Genomic DNA, 20,601 nt, shown 5'->3' with positions numbered 1-20,601 from the left:
GCCCCAATGGACGTCGTCATCTATCACAATCCCGCCTGCGGGACGTCGCGCAACACCCTGGCCCTGATCCGCCATGTCGGAATCGAGCCGCATGTGATCGAATATCTGAAGACCCCGCCCAGCCGGGCGCTGGTGGCGCAACTGCTCGAACGGATGGGCGGGTCGGTGCGCGACATCCTGCGCGAGAAGGGCAGGCCCTATGCCGAACTGGGCCTGGACGACGCCGCCCTGTCGGACGACCAGCTGCTGGACGCCATCGAGGCGCATCCGATCCTGATGAACCGCCCCATCGTCTTCACGCCCCTGGGGGTGAAACTGTGCCGCCCGTCCGAGGCGGTGCTGGATCTGTTGCCCCAGGAGGGGCTGAAGCCCTTCGCCAAGGAGGACGGCGAGGTCGTCGTCGACGCCGACGGGCGCCGCGTGATCGGATGAGCCGACTTCGCGACCTGCCCGATCCCGGCCATCTGCCGGCCCTCGATCCGGCCTATCTCTCGACCACGCCCGCGCAGGGCCTGGGTCCGGGAAATCCCGCGCCGCGCATTCTGCTGCTCTACGGCTCCCTGCGCGCGCGGTCCTTCTCGCGCCTGTGCGTCGAGGAGGCGGCGCGACTGTTGCAGGTCATGGGGTGCGAGACCCGCATCTTCGATCCGTCCGACCTGCCGCTGACCGATCAGGTCGCCGGCGACGACCATCCGGCCGTGCACGAACTGCGTGAACACGCCATGTGGTCCGAAGGCATGGTCTGGTGCAGCCCGGAACGGCACGGCCAGATCTCGGCGATCATGAAGCTCCAGATCGACCACCTGCCGCTCAACATGGGCGGCATGCGCCCGACCCAGGGCCGCTCCCTGGCGGTCATGCAGGTGTCGGGCGGCTCGCAGAGCTTCAACGCCGTCAACACCCTGCGTCTGCTCGGCCGCTGGATGCGGATGATCACCATCCCCAACCAGTCCAGCGTCGCCAAGGCCTTCACGGAGTTCGACGACGCAGGCCGCATGAAGCCGTCGGCCTACTACGACCGGATCGTCGATGTGATGGAGGAACTGGTGCGGTTCACAATCCTGACCCGGCCTCACGCCGCGCAGCTTGTGGACCGCTACTCCGAGCGAAAGGCCGAGCAGACGCCGATAGACCGGTCAAAGGATCTGTCCGCAATCGCCGGCGGTTCTTAGCCCCTCACCCCGCCCGCAGGTTCTCCACCACGGCCTTCAGCTTGGCCGGCAGCGGCTTGGGTCGGCGGGTTTCGGCGTCGACATAGACGTGGACGAAATGGCCGATGGCGGCGGGGACATCGGCGCTGCGCTTGAAGACCGCAAAGCCGTAGGTGACGCTGGAGGTGCCGATCTTATCGACCTTGATCCCGACCTCGATCACGTCAGGGAACTTCAGCGACGAGGTGTAGCGGCAGCCGGAATCCACCACCAGGCCGATGGATTCCGTCAGGGCGTCGGCGATCAGCAGGTGGGCGTTCACCGCCGAGTCCACGAACTCGTAGAATTTGGCGTTGTTGATGTGCCCGTACTGGTCGTTGTCGGCCCAGCGCGTCGAGACCATGTGAAAGGCCTTGTAGGTCGCGCGGTGGGCCAGGGCGCCCTCGTCTCGTTTCGGCATCGTCATCTCCCTCGGCGACGCGAACCGTCGCTCTCGATCACGACGCTCTAGCTTGGACGACGTTGCGTCAAGCGCCTATCGGTAAAAGCCTGATCACGAACGCGCTGGTCTTTTCGGACATGAGGACAAGAGCATGAGCATCCCGACCCGCGCCGCCATCCTGTCCCGCATGGGCGCCGCGCCCCCTTACGCCGACAGCCGCCCCCTCTCCGTCAATGCCGTGACGCTGGACCCGCCCGGTCCCGGCGAAGTCCTGGTCGCGATCAAGGCCGCAGGCCTGTGCCACTCGGATCTCAGCGTCATCAACGGCGACCGCCCCCGCCCTCTGCCCATGGCCCTGGGTCACGAAGCCGCAGGCGTGGTCGAGGCCCTGGGGGAGGGCGTCACGGATCTGGCCGTCGGGGACCACGTCGTCATGGTCTTCATGCCCTCATGCGGCCATTGCGATCCCTGCGCCGGCGGCCGTCCCGCCCTGTGCGAGCCGGGCGCCGCCGCGAACGGCAAGGGCGAACTGTTGTCCGGCGCCCGCCGCCTCTTCCGCGAGGGCGAGCCGGTCAATCACCACCTCGGCTGTTCGGCCTTCGCCGAACACGCCGTCGTTTCACGCCGCTCCCTGGTGAAGATCGACCCGGCCCTGTCGTTCGAGGAGGCGGCCCTGTTCGGCTGCGCCGTCCTGACCGGGGTCGGCGCCGTGGTGAACACAGCCGGGGTCAAGGCGGGCCAGAGCGTCGTGGTCATCGGCCTGGGCGGCGTCGGCCTGTCCAGCGTCCTCGGCGCCCTGGCCAGCGGCGCCTCGCCTGTCATCGCCGTCGATCTGTCGGAGGACAAGCTGGCCTTGGCCCGCACCCTGGGTCCGGTCCACACCGTCAACGGCGCCGATGCCGACGCCGTCGATCAGGTCCGCGCCCTGACCAAGGGCGGCGCCGACTTCGCCTTCGAAATGGCCGGCTCGGCCCGCGCCCTCGACACCGCCTGGCGGATGACCCGGCGCGGCGGGACCACCGTCACCGCCGGCCTGCCCCCGCCTGAGGCGGCGCTCGCCGTCAACATCGTCTCCCTGGTCGGCGAGGAGCGCACGCTGAAGGGCTCCTACATCGGCGCCTGCGTCCCCAGCCGCGACATCCCCCGCTACGTCGCCCTCTACCGCCAGGGCCGGCTGCCGGTGGACCGGCTGATGAGCGGCGTCATCCCTCTGGACGACATCAACGCCGGCTTCGACCGCCTGCACGCCGGCGAGGTGGTGCGGCTGATCGTCAGGCCCTGACGACCAGCCCCTGGATCACTCCGCCGGCTTTGGCGGCGCGTTCTTCACATACTGGTCCATCCAGCGGGTCATCTCCCACAGGGTGTGGCCCACCGATTCCCGCGCCCGATAGCCGTGCGCCTCCAGCGGCAGGGTGACGTAACGCGCCGTCGCCCCCAGCCCCTTCAGCGCCGCATAGAACCGCTCGCTCTGTACCGGGAAGGTGCCGGAATTATCGTCCGCCTCGCCGTGGATCAGCAGGATCGGCTCGTTCAGCTTGTTCGCATAGGTGAAGGGCGACATCTCGGTATAGACCTCGGTCGCCTCCCAATAGTTGCGCTGCTCGGCCTGGAAGCCGAACGGCGTCAGGGTGCGGTTATAGGCCCCCGACCGCGCGATCCCGGTCTTGAACAGGTCGCTGTGCGCCAGCAGGTTGGCGGTCATGAAGGCGCCGTAGCTGTGGCCCCCGACCGCGATCCGGTCGCGATCCGCCACCCCCATCGCCACCACCGCATCGACCGCGGCCTTCGCGTCGGCGACCAGTTGTTCGACATAGGTGTCGTTCGGCTCGGCCCCGTCCTTGCCGATGATGGGCATGGAGGGGTTGTCGAAGATCGCATAGCCCTGGGTCAGCAGGAACAGGTGGCTGGACCCGCCCGGCCGCACGAACCGGTTCTGCACATCCACCGTCTGGCCCGCCACCGCCGCGTCGGTGAACTCGGCCGGATAGGCCCACATCAACATGGGCAACGGCCCGTCGCGATCCTTGTCGTAGCCGGCCGGCAGATACAGCGTCCCCGACAGCTTGACCCCGTCCGCCCGTTCATAGGTCACCAACTGCCGCGTCGCCCCGGCCAGTTGCGGCGCCGGATCGGGGAAGTTGGTCAGGGCCGTCGTCTGGCCCGTCGTCAGGTCACGGATCTGCAGGTTCGGCGGGTCCAGCCGCGTCTCGCGCTGCGTCACCACCCGTTTGCCGTCCGCATCCAGGAAGCCGACCACCGCCTCGTAATCCGTATCGGCCGAGGTCCACAGCCGTTCGCTGCGTCCCGTCGCCGGGTCCATCGCGGCCAGGAAGGGGAACTCGCCCTGCGGCGTCGCCCCGGCGCCCGACATCAGGATCCGCCCCTGCGGATCGAACCGGATCACCGGCCGTCCCGCCGCATTCGGCTGGGTCACCGGCTGGCCCGGATTGTCGTATCGGGCCTGATAGTTCCGCTCCAGCAGCACCCGGCCCTCGCCGGGGTTCGACGGATCGACCACGAACCGCGTCTCGTGCCGGGTGTTGAACCAGCGGCTGTTAACGATGGCCAGGTCGTCGCGCCCCCAGGTGATCCCGCCGAACCGCTCCTTCAGATCGATCAGCTTGACCGGCGCGTCCGTGAACGGCGCGGCCTGCATGAAGACCCGGTCGCGGAACTCGGCCTCGCGCTTGATGTCGCCGCCGTCCAGCGCCACGACCCAGGTCAGGGTCGCCGGCGCATCGGCCCGCCAGCCCACCGAACGCGGCCCCGGCGCCACGGCGTCGAAGGCGGTCGGAACGTCGTCCCTCAGCGGCAGATCGGCGATGGTCCGCACCACCCGGCCGGCCATATCCGTCACCACGATCTCGGTCGGGAACAGGTCGTCCGGCACCACATAGGAATAGGGCCGCTTGGCGATCTCATGCAGGATGTACTGGCCATCCGGCGACACGGCGCTGTCCAGATAGACCGCCGGCGCCCCAATCGTCCGTACACGGCCGTTCAGCGGAACCAGGGTCAGCTGCGAGGTGAAATAATGGTCGAACAGGGCCTCATCGCCGGGGTTTGACAGCAGGTCCTGATAGGTCCGCACCGGCGCCACGCGCCCGGCCGTCTCCTCAATGTTCGGCCCCGTCGGCGCCGCCGTCACGTCGGGCGCCGCACCCCGTCCGGCCGGCACCGCCTCGACCAACAGGCCCGAACTGTCGGGCAGCCATTCATAGCCCGACCCGCCCGTCATATTGACCACCGGCTCGGTCAGTTTCCGCGCCCGCGCCGTGGCCACATCCACGACCCACAGCTCCAGCCCCGTCGGCCGGTCCAGCACGAAGGCCAGAGATTTCGTATCCGGCGAGAACCGCGCCGCCGTGAACCGCGCCTCGGCCGGCAGAGCCACGACCCGCGCCGGTCCCCCGTCCACCGCCTGAAGGCTCAGCCCCGTCAGCCACGACACCCGGCTCTCCGCCAGGCCATTGTTCCTCGGATTGATCCGCGCCCCCGCCAGCCGCAGCATCGGCTCAGCCAGGGCCTTGATGCTGGGCAGGTTCGACCGATCCATCAGCACCAGGGTCTTGCGATCCGGGCTCAACATCGGCGACGGCGTCGGCTTGGCGTCCAGAATGTCCGCGATGGGCGCCGGCGGCTGCTGATAGACCGATACCGCCGGGGCCGCAGTCTGAGCGCCCGAGCTTTGAGCCAGGGCCGCACCAGCCACGCCGCTCATCAACACCGTCGCCAGCACAAGGCCGGCGCCACGAACACGCATCATCATCGTCTGAAATCCCCACAAAACCCGAACCCCAGACCTAACCCCGCCTGCGCGCCCGTGCCAACCCGTTTCAGGGTTACAGTGTCACATGGACGCTGGCGGATCATCAGATCGCGATCTTTCCGAAGGCAGACGCATGGCGCCCCCTCTGGGCAGGCTCAGCTTCGCGGCGCCGGGACCAGTTCGATCAGGTCGAGATTGGACTCGTACTGCGGCCAGGGCAGGACCAGGCGCCAGCGGGCCTCGCCGATGCGTTCCAGCACGGCGACCAGATCGCGGTCGGCGTTGCGGCCGTAGGAGTTGGCGGCGGGTTCCTGGGCCAGGGCCATGGAGCCGAGCAGGACCATGTGCCGGTCGTTCTCGGGAAACAGCAGGCCCGACGGACGTTGCGACCCGGTCAGTTTGGAGAACTTCAGCCCGCGCGGCGTCTGTTCGATGCGGCAGGCGAACCAGCCGTAGACGACATAGCCCAGGCCGTCCTCGCCGCCCTGGGAGCCCAGTTTGACGGTGCGGCAGCGGTAGTCGCCGGGCGGCGGCGCGACGCCGGGGCGGGCGGCCTTGGGCGAGATGAGCTCGCCCAGGCTGTTCAGGTCGCCCGAGCCGCGCTGACGCTTCGCCTGCTGCAAGGCCAGGGTCCAGGCGGCGTCGACGCGGCGATAACGGTCGCGATCGGCCGAGGTGATGACGCCGCGCCAGTCCATCAGCGCGGCGGCGCCCGATGCAGTGCTGGGCGGCGGAGGCGGGGGCGGCGGGGTCGCGGCGCAGGCGGCGACGGCGCAGACGGCGACTAGAGGCGCCAGACGGCGGATCAACAGACGGGACGAAACGAACCGGGCGAACTGACGCATCAACGCTTCCCTTGGGGGCGACCTTGCGGGCGAAGTGGCCCTCTTAGGCCCTCTGGCACCGGTCGGCGTCAAGGCCGGCGGACGCGGGCGCGCCGCCCAGCACGTCGTTCAGCGCGGCCGCCAGGGCGGTCAAGTCCAGCGGCTTGGCCAGATAGGCGTCGAAGCCAGCGGCGGCGCCGCGCGTGCGGTCCTGGGGCGAGACGGCGGCGGTCAGGGCCAGGACCGGCACGTGGCGCGTCATCGGATCGGCGTCCAGCCGCGCCTTGACCTCATAGCCATCCATATCCGGCAGGCCGATATCCAGCAGGATCACGTCGGGCTGAAGCGCGCGGGCCAGCTCCAGCCCCTCCGGCCCCGTCGTCGCGGCGTGCAGCGTCAGACCCAGTCCGGTCGCAGCCTGTCGCATCAGGGCGATGTTGGCGGGGTTGTCCTCGACATAGAGCACCACCGCCTGTTTCGGCGTCGCGGCGCCCATAACGCCAGCGGCGGGCAGGCTGAGCGAGAAAATCGTCCCGCCCCAGGGCTCGCGCTGCTGGGTGAGGGCGCCGCCCATCCGCTCGGCCAGGCGCTGGACCGAGGCAACGCCCAGGGCGGTGCCGCCGCGCGCATCCTGGCCGTCCAGGGGGTGGAACAGGCGCTTCGATCCCTCGCCCGTTGGGGCCGCGCCGGCGTCATGGACGGCGACGATGACCTGTGCGTCGTCGCGCCTCATCACCATGCGGACGGTGCCGCCGCCGGGCGAATGGAGCACGGCGTTCTCGACCAGGCGGCGCAGGATGCGGCGGACCTGGCCGGGGTCGGCCATGACGCACAGACCTGACGCCGGCGGGGGACAGTCAAGCGCAACGCCCCCCTCGCGCGCCTGCGCCTCGACGCCGTCGCAGACCTGGCGCAGAGCCAGGCGCATGTCGACGCGGTGGATGGACGGCGAGGCGCCGGCGTCGCCGCAGGCCACGAAGGCGTCCGCTTCTTCGATCAAGGCCAGCAGCACTGCGCTCGCCGCCTCGATCTGGCGCACGGCCTGGGACTGGCGTGCGGTCAGGGGGTCGGCCTCGGCGTTGACGCGCAGCAGTTGGGAAAAGCCCATGACGGTGGTCAGGGGGGTGCGCAGTTCGCGCCCCAGGGCCTGCATCACCTCGCCCTTGGTGCGGTCCTCGGCGGTCAGGCGCTCGATCTGCGCCTCGGCGGTCGTCAGGGCGCGACGCAAGACCTGGGTCTGCTGGACGATGCGGGTTTCGAGCCGTTCGTTCTCACGGCGCAGACGCAGCGCGACCGCATGCGCCTGAAGCCAGAGCCATATTCCCGCGCAGGTCCCGGCCAGGGCCAGGGACAAGACAAGCAAGACGATATCCATGACGCCCTCCTACGCGCCAGAATGGCGCGCAGGAGTTGCGTTCAGGTAAACACGCTCGCGTAAGTTGTTTAGTCTTCGGAAGCTGCGGCGGCTTCCGGCTTGCGGCGCGGGGCGCGACGACGCGGGGCCGCCTCGCCTTCGGCTTCCGGGGCCGACGCGGGGGCAGCCGAGGCGGGGGCGCGGGTCAGGAAGCCCGGCAGGGCCGTCGGGGCGTCGCCCTCGTCCGCCGCTATGGCGGCGGCGGTGCGGCGCGGACGGCGGGCGGGACGGTCCTCGGCGGCAGGGGTTTCGACCTTGTTCTCGACGACGGGGCTCTCGACGACGGGGGTCTCGACGGCCGGAGCCTCGCTGACGGTCTCGGCGTCGGAGGCGTCGGCGTGGACGGGGGCGCCGTCTTCCGCGCCTTCCTGATTGTCGAAGCGACGGTTGCGTTCCTCGCGGCGACGCTCCCAGCGTTCGCGACGGCTCTCGCGGCGACCGCCCTCGCCCTCGGCGCGGACCTCGTCGCCCTCGCGCGGCTCGCGGGGTTCACGCGGTTCGCGAGGCGGTTGGGCGTCGCGGTTCTGGTCGCGGTCACGATTTTGGTCGCGGTCACGGTCGCGATTCTGGTCACGGTCGCGATTCTGGTCGCGGTCGCGATCACGGTCGCGGTTCTGGGTCTGATCCCGATCGCGGTTGTAGTCGCGGTCGCGGTTCTGGTCGCGGTTCTGGTCGCGGTTCTGGTTCTGCTCGGTGCGCTCGGACGCTTCCTGCGCCTGGCGGTCGGCAGCCTGCTGGGCGGCGACGAAGGCGGCGGCCTGGGCGCCGGATTCGTCCTCGAAATCGATGTCGAAGCCCTGGTTCGACTGTTCGCGCGCGGCGATGTCCGAGAAGGACCGCTGCGGCTGAAGGGCGCGCAGGACGCGGTAATAGTGTTCGGCGTGCTGCTGATAGTTTTCGGCCAGCACCCGGTCGCCGCCGGACGAGGCGTCGCGGGCGAGCTGCTGATAGCGCTCATACACGGTCTGGGCGTTGCCCCGGACCTTGATATTTTCGGGGCCTTGCGAGTCCCACGAACGATTCGGATTGGCGCTGTTGGCGTTCGAGGCGCCCGCCTTGTTCCGATTGCGTCCGCGCTGACGCTTCATGCCCTTGAAATCTCTCATTCGCGCTACCGTGTGCAGGGATGGAGCCCAGGCCAGCGGCCGGTTCCGTCCGTTTCGTGGTTCCGTTTCGATCGGGGCCGATCCCCGATTGTCGAACTGTCGGAAGGCCTTGTCGCCCGCATGGTGCGCCGGTCCTTTCGGGACCGACCGTCATGATCGGCTCAAGCGCGAACAGCCGGATAGAGGCCCGTAAAGCTGCGTTTGAGTGGGAGACGAGCGAGACTTAACCTGTGCGACGCCCCTTTCCAAGAGGTATTCGTCAAAGCGTCGCACGCGCTCGTTAACTGCCCCGCTTTGCCGATGCCTGCCTGCTGGGCTAGGCATGACCTTTGAGACGACGACGAGGCTATCCCATGCGTGTTCTGGTTCTGGGCGGCGACGGTTTCTGCGGCTGGCCCACGGCCCTGCATCTGTCGGCCGCAGGGTGGGACGTGACCGTCGTCGACAACCTGAGCCGTCGCAACATCGACAATGAGCTGGAGGTCCAGTCCCTGACGCCGATTCGCACCATGGGCGAGCGGATCAAGGCCTGGAAAGAGGTGTCCGGCCGCGACATCGGTTTCGTCAACATGACGGTCGGCAAGGAGTTCGACCGTCTGGTCGCCCTGATCCGCGAGCAAGCCCCCGACAGCGTGGTGCATTTCGCCGAACAGCGCGCGGCCCCCTATTCGATGAAGTCGGCGCGGCACAAGCTGTACACTGTCGACAACAATATCAACGCCACCAACCACCTGCTGGCCGCCATCGTCGAGAGCGGGCTGGACGTACACCTGGCCCACCTGGGGACCATGGGGGTCTATGGCTACGGCACCGCGGGCCTGCGTATCCCCGAGGGCTATCTGAAGGTGACGGTCCAGACCGACAACGGCCCCGCGGAACAGGAAATCCTGTTCCCGCCCAATCCGGGCAGCATCTATCACATGACCAAGACGCAGGACGCCCTGCTGTTCCAGTTCTATGCCCGTAACGACGCCTTGCGGATCACCGACCTGCACCAGGGCATCGTCTGGGGGACGCAGACGGTCGAGACCAAGCAGGACGAACGGCTGATCAACCGCTTCGACTATGACGGCGATTACGGCACGGTGCTGAACCGGTTCCTGATGCAGGCGGCGGTGGGCTATCCGTTGACGGTGCACGGATCGGGCGGCCAGACGCGGGCCTTCATCCATATCCAGGACACGGTGCGCTGCGTCGAGCTGGCGCTGAAGAACCCGCCAAAGCGCGGCGAGCGGGTCAAGATCCTCAACCAGATGACCGAGAGCCGGCGCGTGCGCGACCTGGCCGCGATGATCGCCGACAAGACCGGCGCCGAGATCCACAACGTCGCCAACCCGCGCCAGGAGGCCGACGAGAACGACCTGGTCGTCGCCAACGACCAGTTCCGCTACCTGGGGCTGAAGCCCATCACCCTGGCCCAGGGACTGATGGACGAGGTGACCGAGATCGCCCGCCATTACGCCAACCGGGCCGACCTGACGCGGGTGCCCTGCGTCTCCGCCTGGAACCAACGCCGGGCGGAGGCGCTGGAAAATGAGGCGCGGCCGCCATCCGCCGCGCCGGTTTCCAAAGTTCTGACGGCCTGAGTAACGTGACCCCCACCGACGTCCATGACCCTGCACCCGCCCCGAACCTGCTGGTCTTCGGCGGCGGCTATCTGGGGCGGGCGACGGCGCTGGAGGCGATCCGGCGCGGCGGTCGGGCCGTCGCCACCTCGCGCGATCCCGACCGGCGTCGCGCCCTGGCGGCCGAGGGCGTCACGGCCATCGACCCGACAGACACGGCCGCGCTGAAGACGGCGCTTGAGGCGGCGACGGCCGTCCTGATCACCGCCGCGCCGGACGCCCACGGCTGTCCCGGTCTGCGCGCCCTGGGACCGCTGGCGGGCGACGCCTGGCCCGACTGGATCGGCTATGTCTCCTCCACCTCCGTCTATGGCGACCGGGCCGGGGGCTGGGTGTTCGAGGACGGGCCGCTGAACGCCGCCAATCTGGAGGGCGCGCGCCGGGTGCGGGCCGAGCGCGACTGGCTGGACGGGGCGCAGGGGATGGGGCTGACGGTGCAGATCTTCCGCCTGCCAGGCTTCTATGGGCCGGGGCGTAGCGTGGTCGAGCGGCTGCGGGACGGCACGGCGAAACTGGTGTGCAAGCCGGGCCAGGTCTTCAACCGTATCCATGTGGACGACATCGTCTCGGGCCTGTTCGCCTCGATGGCCCGGCCGCGTCCGGGTGCGGCCTACAATCTGACCGACGACGAACCCTCGCCGGCCGATGTGGTGATGGAATGGACCGCCGGTCGGATGGGCCTGCCCCGCCCGCCCCAGGTCGACTGGACCGACGACAGCGTCAGCGAGGCGATGCGGCGCTTCTATCTGGATTCCAAACGCGTCTCGAACGCCCTGGCCAAGGCCGAGCTGGACTGGCGGCCCTCCTATCCGACCTGGCGCGAGGGGCTGGCGACGCTGCTGGAGACGCCGCCGCCGTTGCGGTTGGTGAGTTGATCACAACCCGTCATCCTCGGGCTTGACCCGAGGACCGGATGGTCCGCCGCTCATGCGAAGGGGCGACGCACAGTCCGACCGGCGCCCGGTCCTCGGGTCAAGCCCGAGGATGACGGGATAATGTGGTCGCGCTCAAGCCGCGAGCGACCGCATCGCGAGCATAGCGCGCTTAAAAGGGCAGCAGATTCCGCTGACGGCTGTAGCTCATGGTCCCGATATTGGCCCCCAGGCGTAAGCCTACGCCGGTGCGGATCGGCGCCAGGACGATACCGTCCGCCTGCTGATAATTCACGCCCATGCCGGCGACCAGATAGGCCGAACCCTCGACGCCCGGATAGCGGCGATAGATCATGTCGGGGTGGTACAGGCCATAGACCAGGGTGAAGACCCGGCTGGCGTTGCCGCCCCAGTCCCAACCCACGGACGCGCCCTGCCAAAACACCTCCTGCGAGGCCGACAGGTCCTTCATGTGCAAAGCGCCGCGGCCGTAGCGGGCGCCGACGACCACGGCGCCGGAGCCTTCTTCGCCTGCGATATAGGCGGTCGGGCGGTCGCCCTGGTCGGCGAAGACACGCTCGATGGCGCCGCCCACGACCTCTGCCGCGATGCCCAGTTCGCGCGAACCCGCCGAGACCAGTTCGTCGAAGCTATAGGCCTGGGCCGTCTGGTCCGAGCGGATCGGATAGTTGGGATCGCGCGCCGGCGCCGTGGCGCAGGCGCCGACGGCCGAGGCGCCGGCCGCGGTGGCCAGGCCGGAAAGAATCAGTTGGCGACGATGCATGGGGGGACGCTCCGAGAGGCGGCGAGAGGACGGCCGGCTGGCGCACCGGTCTTGGCTTCACCGTCCCCGACCTTTGCGGCAGCCTTGCGGCTTCAAGGTTAACGAGGACTTACGAGAGGAGGACCAGCGTCGGCAATCAAGAGGCGGATGGTCCACAAAGGCATGGTCAGCTATCGTCTGGATGAATGATCAATGAGATGCCCCGTCGTCAGACACTGTCACGCTGGATCACGATCCCAGTCGGGGTCGCTATCGCGATCTCACTTGCATACGTGTTGAATCAACCCGGCAAGATAAGACTTGAGACCGCTCGGCGCGATCTCGCCAAAGCCGGCTACCCCAATGCGCGCGTCAATCGGGTTCAACTTCCGACAAATATGCAGCGTTGCGGGGTCGGCCAGATCCGCAACAAAGGCTATGCTTATAGTTGGGAGACAGACGCTCACGGCGGGGTCTTCTGCCTGCGCCAAGACGGTCGTCCCAGCAGCGTCATTCAAGATCAATAACGGAACCGCCTCCAAGCTGTCCTAGAAGCCACCTCGATCCGTAAACTTTACGCTCGCAGTAGCCCGCCCTGCTTTTCACCGCCGCTGCGACTTTGGCGATCAAGCCTGGAAGCGCTTGCGGCGGATGACCAGCCAAGCCACAGCGATCAGGACGGCGAGGGTTCCGAAGGCCTTGGCGGCCGTCAGCGGGTCCTCGACCACGAAGATCACAAACAGGGTTGTATTGATCGCCAGAGCGATGATCGCCGGCAGGGGATAGAGCGGCATTTTCCAAGGCCGTTCCAGATTGGGCTCACGCACCCTCAGGACGATGACGGCCGCATTCACCAGAACGCTCATCAGCGCCAGCAGAGACGTCGAGAACGTCAGAAGCGTCTCATAGACGCCGATCGTCGCCAGAAGGCCGCCGGCCAGCACCGTTGCGATCAGGGCCAGACGCGGCGTGCCATTGGCTGCGACCCGGGTCACGGCGGACACCTGATATTCCCGCGCCATGGCGAACAGGACGCGCGGGAACACCATCACCATGGCATTAATGATCGTCACCAGCGACACCAACGAAATGGCCGTGACGATGGGGCCGGCCACATCGCCGAACACCCGACCGGCCGCATCCGCCGCTACCAGGTTCGACCCGGCCATTTCGGCCGGCGTCAGGACGTTGAGATAGGCGAGGTTCGCCAGGACATAGATCACCGTCACCACGGCGATGCCCGAGAAGGTCGCGCGCGCGATGGTTCGGCCCGGATCGACGACCTCCTCACAGAAATAGGAGGCGCTGTTCCAGCCGTAGTAGGTGCCGGAAATGGCCCGCAAGGCCATGACGATGCCGCCGAACGTCAGGGCCGCCGCCGTCGCCGGTGCGATCTCGGTGGCGACGGGCACACCCCGGGGCGCCAGAAACAGGCCGATGATCAGCACGGTGAACAGGGCGGCCTTGACCGCGCTGCCGATCTCCTGCGACCGACCGCCGACCTTGGTGCCCAGCCATTGCACGCTGCCCACCGCGACGACGATCAGCAGGGCGAGGATGTCTATAGGAACGGTCGTGGCGACGCCCAGTCGGTGCAGATACTCGCCGAAGACCACGGCGATGAAGGCGATGCCGCCCATGTTGCCGAGCCAGTCGCACACGCCGACAGCCAGCCCTGTCACAGACCCGAAAGCGCGCCGGGCGAAGATATAGGGCCCGCCCGTCTTGCGGATCGAGGCGGCCAGTTCGACCGTCGACATGGCGTCGATCCAGGCGACCAGACCGGCGACGCACCACAGGGCGATGATGATCGTAGGGTTCTGCACCCCTTCGGCGACCACGCCCGGCGTGCGCAGAATCCCCTGCCCGATGACGCCGCCGACCACGACGGCGACGCCGAACGTCACGCCCAGCACGCGCAGCAAATGGCCGCGATCAGGATCAGCCGCCTGAGGTTCCGTCGTCATCGCCTGCTTCCCCTGCGTCGTCCGAAAGGCGACGCTGCGATCCTTATGCCCGCAGCTTGCCGCCCTGCTTTTCCACCGCCGCCACGACCTTGGCGGTCAGGGCTTCGATCTCGGCCTCGGTCAGGGTGGCGTCACGGGGTTGGATTACGACTTCCAGGGCGACGGACTTGAAGCCCTCGTCCACGCCCTTGCCGCGATAGACGTCGAAGACGCGGACATCGGCGATCAGGGCCTTGTCGGCGCCGGCTGCGGCCCGGACCAGATCGCCCACCGGCTTGGCGTCCTCGACCACGAAGGCGAAGTCGCGGGTCAGGGGCATCAGGGGCGACAGGTCGGCGGAACCGCGCGCCTTGCCGGATTTGCCGCGCGGCTCGGGCACGACGTCCAGCAGGATCTCGAAGCCCAGGATCGGACCGTCGGCGTCCAGCGCCTTCAGCACGCGCGGGTGCAGTTCGCCGAACTCGACCATGACGTTCTTCGGCCCCAGCTGCAGCCGGGCCGAACGGCCGGGGTGCCACCAATCGCGGTTCTGGCCCTGGACCAGTTGCAGCGAACCGACCGGCGCGCCGATCTCTTCCAGCAAGGTGGTCAGATCGGCCTTCAGGGCGAACAGGGCGTCTTCCCCGGCGCCGGCCCAGTGCCGGGCGGCATGGGGGGCGACCAAGGCGGCGATGACCGTGCGCTGATCCTTGGGACCGTCGCCCAGATAGATGGGGCCGATCTCGAACAGGGCGGCATCGGCGAAGCCACGCGCGGCGTTGCGCGCCGCCGCCTGGATCAGGTTCGGCAGGATGGATGACCGCATGCAGTCCAGATCGGCCGCGATGGGGTTCTCCAGCACCAGCCGGTCGTCCCCGCCGCCGAACAGGGCCGCGGTCGATTGCTTGGTGAAGGACCAGGTGACGGCCTCGGCGTAGCCCAGGGCCGCCAACGCGCGGCGCGCGGTGCGGACACGGGCCTGACGGGGGCTCAGCACCCCGCCGGCGGGCCGAGCGACCTCGGGCAGGGGCGTGTCGGGCAGGCTGTCGAAGCCCTCGATCCGCGCCACCTCTTCTACCAGATCAGCCCGGCCCTCGACGTCGCGCCGCCACGACGGCGGGGTCACGATCCAGGGCTCGGCCTGATCGGCGGGCCCGGCGGTGACCAGGAAGCCGAGCTGGCCCAGGATGGTCCCGATCCGGTCGTCGTCCAGGTCCATGCCGCTGAGCCGTTTCACATAGGCGGGGTCGAAGGCGAAGGGCGCCGGGCTGGCCGGGGGCTCGCCGACGAAGACGATCTCGGACGGCTCGCCGCCGCACAGGTCCAGGATCAGCCGCGTGGCCAGTTCCAGCCCCGGCGTGACCGAGACCGGATCGACGCCGCGCGCGAATCGGTACTGGGCGTCGGAATGGATGCCCAGCGCACGGCCCGTCTGAGCGATGACCAGCGGGTCGAACCAGGCGCTCTCGATGAAGACATCGGTGGTGGTCTCGTCGCAGCCGGTGCTCTCGCCGCCCATGACGCCGCCCAGGCCGATGGGACGCTCGCCCCCAGCGTCGGCGATGACGCAGTCGGTCGCGGCGGCCGCATAGGTCTTGCCGTCCAGGGCGAGCAGATGCTCCGGCTCGCCGCCCTCGATATGGGCGGTCCCGGCCGAGACCTGGCCCGCGCGCACGACGATCTCGGTCCCGACCAGCTTGGCCACGTCATAGACGTGCAGCGGCCGGGCGCGGTCATAGGCGATCAGATTGGTTACATCGACCAGACGGTTGATCGAGCGCAGGCCGATGGCGGTCAGACGTTTCTGCAGCCAGGCCGGCGACGGGCCGTTCTTCACGCCCCGGATCACGCGACCGGCGAAGACCGGACACATCTCGGGCGCTTCGAGCCGCACGGTGATCGGCGACGGGAAGGCCCCGCGCACCACGGCGATGTCGAAATGCTTCAGCTTGCCGACGCTGGCGGCCGCCAGATCCCGCGCGATGCCGGCGACGCCCAGCCAGTCGGGCCGGTTCGGCGTGACCTCGAAGTCGATGACGGGTTCCGCGCCGAACAGGCCGGCGACCGGCGTCCCCACCGGGATCTCGGGCGGCAGTTCCTGAATGCCGTCGCTCTCGTCCGACAGCTCCAGCTCGGAGGCCGAGCACAGCATGCCGTTGGACACCACGCCGCGCACCGGCTTCTCGACCAAGGTCACGCCCAGGCCGGGCACATAGGCGCCGATGGGGGCGTAGATGGTGGTCAGGCCCGCGCGCGCATTGGGCGCCCCGCAGACGATCTCCTTCAGCCCGTCGACGGTCTCGACCTGACAGACCTGAAGCCGGTCTGCGTTGGGGTGGCGCTCGGCCGACAGGATCTTGGCCACGGTGAAGGGCGCCAGTTTGGCGGCGGGGTCGAGAACCTCCTCGACCTCCAGCCCGGCCATGGTCATGGCCTCGGCGATCTGATGGACGTCCGCCTCGGTTTCGAGGTGGTCCTTCAGCCAGGACAGGGTGAACTTCATGCTTGCGGCGCCACGACCGACGGCACGGCCGCCAGTTGCTCAAGGATCTCATCGGAACCCGTGAAGCCGACGTTGTAAAACTCGCAGCCGATGAAGGTGCAGTCATGCATCGGAACGGTCCCGAGCGCCTTGGAGCCCATCGGCTTCAGGAGCAGATTGCGCATCTCGCCACGCGGATTGCCGAAGTTGGTCTCATCGAAAGTCGTGCCCGGACCGACCAGCACGATGGCAGGTCCGTCAAAGCGGCATCCGACGAAGGTGCGGCCCACCACGGCGCCTTGCGCGAGACAGGTCACGTACAGGTCGTGCAGGCTCATATCGACGTTCTCGAACGTCTTCAGGCTGAAATCGCTGGCGAGGTTGACGGGGCGGTTGATCGGAAGACGGGCCATCAAACAAAAGCCTTTTCATGCGGAGTGCGCGTAGCGGACGTTATGTCGGTCATCATTCAGCTCAGCCCGCTCGCCGGATTAGGAGCGGCGAACGCGGAGAAGCCGTAGTGCGCCAGCCAGCGCGTATCGGCGTCGAACATGGGGCGCAGGTCGGGCACGCCGTATTTCAACATGGCCAGGCGATCCACCCCCATGCCGAAGGCGAAGCCCTGATACTCGTCCGGGTCGATGCCGCAGTTCCGCAGCACATTGGGATGCACCATCCCGCAGCCCAGAATCTCCAGCCAGTCGTCGCCGGTGTTGAACACCAGTTTCCCACCCGACCGGTCACAGCGGATGTCCATCTCCGCCGAGGGTTCGGTGAAGGGGAAGTGGTGCGGCCGGAACCGCGCCTGGACCTCGTCCAGCTCGAAGAAGCGGGCGATGAAGGTCTGAAGCGTGGTCTTCAGATGGCCCATATGGATGTCGCGGTCGATCACCAGGCCTTCGATCTGGTGGAACATCGGCGTGTGGGTGGCGTCCGAATCCTTACGGAAGGTGCGACCCGGCGCGATGATGCGAATGGGCGGCTTTTGCGACATCATGGTGCGGACCTGCACCGGCGAGGTGTGGGTGCGCAGCACCTTGCGCTCGCCTGTCTCGGGGTCCGGCTTCAGGAAGAAGGTGTCGTGCATCTCCCGCGCCGGATGTTTGGGCGGGAAGTTCAGGGCGGTGAAATTGTGGAAGTCGTCCTCGATGTCCGGGCCTTCCGCCACCGCAAACCCCATCTCGGCGAACAGGGCGATCATCTCGTCCATCACCTGCATGGTTGGGTGGACCCCGCCCTTCCTGCGCGGCCTGGCCGGCAGGGTCAGGTCGATGCGTTCGGCCTGAAGCCGGGCGTCCAGCTCGGCGGCTTCCAGCTCGGCCTTCTTGGCGGTGATGGCGGCGGCCACGCGGTCGCGCAGGCCGTTGATCATCGGCCCCTGTTCGCGGCGCTCGTCGGGGCTCATCGCCCCCATCCCCTTCAGCAGGCCGGAGACGGAGCCGGACTTGCCCAGGGTGGCGACGCGCACCTCCTCCAGGGCGGCGACGCTTTCGGCGCCGCCGATGGCGTTGATCAGGTCGAGTTCGAGTTTGGCGAGATCGGTCATTTGCCCCGTGCCTTAACGGGTGGAACGGCTTTCGTCACCCTTCAAGGCGATGCAGCGAACGTCTGAAGGCTTGCGCCGGACCAGGCGTTTCCGTCCGCTCACTGATCAACTGTCCGAAACCCGCCGCGAAAGGTTCATGAACGGCAAAGCTGGCGTTAAATATCAGCCGCTAAGCAGGCCTCCGAACGGGTGGGGACCTTGATGCCGCGTATCGGTGACTTCGTTGATTTGATCACGCCGGTGGCGCCGTCCACGCCTGGCGCGGATGTGTTCGAGCGGTTCCAGACCGAGCCCAACACCCTGGCCCTGGCCGTCGTGGACGACGACGGCCGCCCGGTCGGCATCATCGAGCGCAACGCCTTCACCTTGAGGATGGCGGCCGAGTTCGGGCGCGCCCTGTACGCCAGGAAACCGGCCGAAAGCCTGATGGACCGCAACGCCCCGATCGCCGAGGCGGCGACCAGCGCCGAGACCTTCTTCCAGGCCTATGGGGCGGCGGAACTGGGCGCCCTGCTGAGCGGCTTCGTCGTGGTGGCGGACGGCCGCTACGTCGGCGTCGGCACGGCGCTTCAGGTCGTTCAGGCCGGGGCAGCGCTTCACCGCCAGCGCGCCGAGGAGATGAGCGCCCTGGCGCGCGACCTGGCCGTCGCCGAGGCCGAGGCCGTCGCCTCCAGCCGCGCCAAGTCCGAGTTCCTGGCGGTGATGAGCCACGAGATCCGCACGCCGTTGAACGGGGTGCTGGGCGTCGCCGCCCTGATGGACAAGAAGCTGGAGCAGGAAGAACTGCGCCCCTACGTCCGCACCGTCATCGATTCGGGCCAGAGCCTGCTGCGGCTGCTGACCGACGCGCTGGACATGTCGCGCGCCTCGGCCGGAATGCTGACCCTGGAGGAAGAGCCGCTGAACCTGTCGGCCGTCGCCTTCGACATCGACGCCCTTTGGCGCGCGCGGGCCGAGGAAAAGGCGTTGACCCTGACCGTCCGCACCGACTTCGAATCCAGCCCCTGGGTCAGGGCGGACGGCATGCGGATCAAACAGCTGCTGAACAACCTGGTCGGCAACGCCCTGAAGTTCACCCAGTCCGGCGGGGTGGTCGCCACCCTGGCCAGCCGGATGACGCGCGACGGTCTCAGGGTCGAACTGACGGTGGACGACAGCGGCCCCGGCGTGCCCGAGGCGGCGGCGGCGACCATCTTCGACCCCTTCAACATCGGCAAGGCCGGGCGCGAGGGCGCCGGCGCCGGCCTGGGCCTGGCCATCTGCCGCCAGATCGCCGAGCGTATGGACGGAACCATCGGCCTCAGCGTATCGCCGCTGGGCGGGGCGCGGTTCCATGTCGTCCTGCCCCTCAGCGCCTGCGCGGCGGACGAGGCGGGCACAACCCCGACCATGGCCGAGCCGACCCCGCATGAGACGCTTCATGTGCTGGTCGTCGACGACAACCCGACCAACCGTTTCGTCGCCGGCAAGCTGCTGGAGATGTTCGACTGCACTGCGGAGATGGCCGAGAACGGCCGCGAGGCGCTGGAGGCGGTTCAGAACCGGCGCTTCGACCTGGTGCTGATGGACATCAAGATGCCGGTCATGGACGGGGTCGCCGCCACCCGCGCGATTCGCGCCCTGCCCGGCCCGGTCGCCCGACTGCCCATCCTGGCCCTGACCGCCAACGCCGATGAGCGCGACGAGCTGGACTATATCGCCGCCGGCATGAACGGCGTGGCGCAAAAGCCGATCCAGCCGGACGCCCTGTTGAACGCCATCCGCCTCGTTCTGGCCGGCGCCGAAGCCGAGGCCGAGGCCGAGGCTGACCGCTTGATTGAGGCAGCCGCCGCCTGAACCCACCGGCCCGAACGAAGAACGCCCGCCCCGGCGAACCGGAACGGGCGTTGATCTTGGTCGGTGCGACTGTGGCTTAAGCCAGAGCGGCGCGAACCTTTTCCGCGACGGCCTTGAAGCCGGTCGGGTCAGCCGCGATCGAGGCCAGAACCTTGCGGTCCAGTTCGATGCCGGCCTTGTTCAGACCGTTGATGAACTGGCTGTAGGTGAAGCCTTCCAGACGCGCGGCGGCGTTGATGCGCTGGATCCACAGGGCGCGGAAGTTGCGCTTCTTGGTGCGACGGTCGCGATAGGCGTATTGCCCGGCGCGGTCGACGGCGGCCTTGGCCGTACGGATGGTGTTCTTGCGGCGGCCGGAGAAGCCCTTGGCCTGCTCCAGAACCTTCTTGTGCTTGGCGTGCGAGGTTACGCCACGTTTTACGCGAGCCATGTCGCTATTCCTTCAAATTCTTTGGGATGGAGATCAGTCGTACAGCGCGCGCCGATCAGGCGTACGGCATGTAGGATTTGATCTTCTTGGCGTCGGCGTCGGCCATGACCTTGGTGCCGCGGTTCTGGCGGATGTATTTCGAGTTGTGGCTGATCAAGCGGTGACGCTTGCCTGCAACGCCCGACTTCACCTTGCCAGTGGCCGTGAATTTGAAGCGCTTCTTGGCGCCTGACTTCGTCTTCAGTTTCGGCATTTCAGTCTCCTTTTTGGAGGGCTACCGCCCTTCGGGCTGCTTGAGCCGTGGGGAGGTGGTCTTCCAGAGTTTAAGAACCGCCCAGGCATGCCTGTTCGCCCGGCGGTTCGGTACGCGAAGGCGCGGCTTGTAGGCGAAG

General features: G+C 68.0%; 19 protein-coding genes. 7 read left to right on the top strand and 12 right to left on the bottom strand.

What is annotated here, in order from left to right:
* Positions 1-6: 6 nt before the first annotated feature.
* Both arsC and arsH read left to right on the top strand, forming a co-directional pair.
* Positions 7-432, top strand: coding sequence for an arsenate reductase (glutaredoxin) (gene arsC, locus ACP693_RS04790; protein ID WP_426018538.1), 426 nt, complete (start codon positions 7-9; stop codon positions 430-432).
* Entirely contained in the window at positions 429-1,172 is a 744-nt protein-coding gene (gene arsH / locus ACP693_RS04785; protein WP_426018540.1) for an arsenical resistance protein ArsH, read from the top strand. The genes arsC and arsH overlap by 4 nt, the downstream gene beginning before the upstream one ends.
* A 4-nt stretch (positions 1,173-1,176) precedes the next feature.
* Here arsH and ACP693_RS04780 read toward each other — a convergent pair whose 3' ends face one another.
* On the bottom strand, positions 1,177-1,611 hold the full coding sequence (locus ACP693_RS04780) for an acyl-CoA thioesterase (protein ID WP_425986134.1): 435 nt from the start codon (positions 1,609-1,611) through the stop codon (positions 1,177-1,179).
* Between the two features lie 133 nt (positions 1,612-1,744).
* Here ACP693_RS04780 and ACP693_RS04775 point away from each other — a divergent pair, with 133 nt between their 5' ends.
* Entirely contained in the window at positions 1,745-2,875 is a 1,131-nt protein-coding gene (locus ACP693_RS04775) for a zinc-dependent alcohol dehydrogenase family protein (protein ID WP_426018542.1), read from the top strand.
* Positions 2,876-2,890: 15 nt separating this feature from the next.
* On the opposite strand, the gene ACP693_RS04770 is transcribed toward ACP693_RS04775, so the two are convergent.
* The 4 genes from ACP693_RS04770 to ACP693_RS04755 all read right to left on the bottom strand — a co-directional run bounded on the left by ACP693_RS04770 (position 2,891) and on the right by ACP693_RS04755 (position 8,709).
* Positions 2,891-5,365, bottom strand: coding sequence for a S9 family peptidase (locus tag ACP693_RS04770; RefSeq protein ID WP_426018544.1), 2,475 nt, complete (start codon positions 5,363-5,365; stop codon positions 2,891-2,893).
* 155 nt (positions 5,366-5,520) lie between these two features.
* Complete coding sequence (locus ACP693_RS04765) at positions 5,521-6,210, bottom strand: DUF4893 domain-containing protein (protein WP_426018547.1); 690 nt, start codon at positions 6,208-6,210, stop codon at positions 5,521-5,523.
* 43 nt (positions 6,211-6,253) lie between these two features.
* On the bottom strand, positions 6,254-7,564 hold the full coding sequence (locus ACP693_RS04760) for an ATP-binding response regulator (RefSeq protein WP_426018549.1): 1,311 nt from the start codon (positions 7,562-7,564) through the stop codon (positions 6,254-6,256).
* 68 nt (positions 7,565-7,632) lie between these two features.
* The gene (locus ACP693_RS04755) at positions 7,633-8,709 is read right to left on the bottom strand and encodes a DUF4167 domain-containing protein (RefSeq protein ID WP_426018551.1); all 1,077 of its coding nucleotides are present in this window, start codon (positions 8,707-8,709) and stop codon (positions 7,633-7,635) included.
* Positions 8,710-9,062: 353 nt separating this feature from the next.
* Between ACP693_RS04755 and ACP693_RS04750 the strand changes: the two genes are divergently transcribed.
* Both ACP693_RS04750 and ACP693_RS04745 read left to right on the top strand, forming a co-directional pair.
* Positions 9,063-10,295 (top strand): NAD-dependent epimerase/dehydratase family protein, encoded by a 1,233-nt coding sequence (locus ACP693_RS04750; RefSeq protein WP_426018553.1) that lies wholly within the window; start codon positions 9,063-9,065, stop codon positions 10,293-10,295.
* Between the two features lie 5 nt (positions 10,296-10,300).
* On the top strand, positions 10,301-11,209 hold the full coding sequence (locus ACP693_RS04745; RefSeq protein ID WP_426018555.1) for an SDR family NAD(P)-dependent oxidoreductase: 909 nt from the start codon (positions 10,301-10,303) through the stop codon (positions 11,207-11,209).
* A 169-nt stretch (positions 11,210-11,378) separates the two neighbouring features.
* Here the strand turns inward: ACP693_RS04745 and ACP693_RS04740 are convergent, their stop codons facing one another.
* Positions 11,379-11,990, bottom strand: a complete 612-nt coding sequence (locus ACP693_RS04740) for a DUF1134 domain-containing protein (protein WP_426018557.1) — start codon at positions 11,988-11,990, stop codon at positions 11,379-11,381.
* 185 nt (positions 11,991-12,175) lie between these two features.
* Here ACP693_RS04740 and ACP693_RS04735 point away from each other — a divergent pair, with 185 nt between their 5' ends.
* Positions 12,176-12,496, top strand: coding sequence for a hypothetical protein (locus tag ACP693_RS04735; RefSeq protein WP_426018559.1), 321 nt, complete (start codon positions 12,176-12,178; stop codon positions 12,494-12,496).
* Positions 12,497-12,595: 99 nt separating this feature from the next.
* Here ACP693_RS04735 and ACP693_RS04730 read toward each other — a convergent pair whose 3' ends face one another.
* Genes ACP693_RS04730 through pheS form a run of 4 tightly spaced genes read right to left on the bottom strand, consistent with a single transcriptional unit; the run spans position 12,596 to position 17,943 of the window.
* Entirely contained in the window at positions 12,596-13,936 is a 1,341-nt protein-coding gene (locus ACP693_RS04730) for an APC family permease (protein WP_426018561.1), read from the bottom strand.
* A gap of 43 nt (positions 13,937-13,979) precedes the next feature.
* Positions 13,980-16,418 carry a phenylalanine--tRNA ligase subunit beta gene (gene pheT / locus ACP693_RS04725; RefSeq protein ID WP_426018563.1) on the bottom strand — a complete coding sequence of 813 codons (2,439 nt, stop codon included), beginning with the start codon at positions 16,416-16,418 and terminating at the stop codon, positions 13,980-13,982.
* Complete coding sequence (locus ACP693_RS04720; protein ID WP_426018566.1) at positions 16,415-16,810, bottom strand: hypothetical protein; 396 nt, start codon at positions 16,808-16,810, stop codon at positions 16,415-16,417. Before ACP693_RS04720 ends, pheT begins: the two co-directional genes overlap by 4 nt.
* 56 nt (positions 16,811-16,866) lie before the next feature.
* Entirely contained in the window at positions 16,867-17,943 is a 1,077-nt protein-coding gene (gene pheS, locus ACP693_RS04715; RefSeq protein WP_426018568.1) for a phenylalanine--tRNA ligase subunit alpha, read from the bottom strand.
* A gap of 201 nt (positions 17,944-18,144) precedes the next feature.
* Between pheS and ACP693_RS04710 the strand changes: the two genes are divergently transcribed.
* Positions 18,145-19,779, top strand: coding sequence for a response regulator (locus ACP693_RS04710; RefSeq protein ID WP_426018570.1), 1,635 nt, complete (start codon positions 18,145-18,147; stop codon positions 19,777-19,779).
* Between the two features lie 76 nt (positions 19,780-19,855).
* On the opposite strand, the gene rplT is transcribed toward ACP693_RS04710, so the two are convergent.
* Both rplT and rpmI read right to left on the bottom strand, forming a co-directional pair.
* On the bottom strand, positions 19,856-20,209 hold the full coding sequence (gene rplT, locus ACP693_RS04705; protein WP_135193771.1) for a 50S ribosomal protein L20: 354 nt from the start codon (positions 20,207-20,209) through the stop codon (positions 19,856-19,858).
* Positions 20,210-20,264: 55 nt separating this feature from the next.
* Complete coding sequence (rpmI, locus tag ACP693_RS04700) at positions 20,265-20,462, bottom strand: 50S ribosomal protein L35 (RefSeq protein WP_135193772.1); 198 nt, start codon at positions 20,460-20,462, stop codon at positions 20,265-20,267.
* Positions 20,463-20,601 lie beyond the last annotated feature (139 nt).

It is taken from the genome of Brevundimonas sp. TWP1-3, assembly GCF_049896085.1.
Classification (GTDB): domain Bacteria; phylum Pseudomonadota; class Alphaproteobacteria; order Caulobacterales; family Caulobacteraceae; genus Brevundimonas.
The sequence above is the reverse complement of the archived record's forward strand: the minus strand, read 5'-3'. Positions and strand labels throughout refer to the sequence as shown.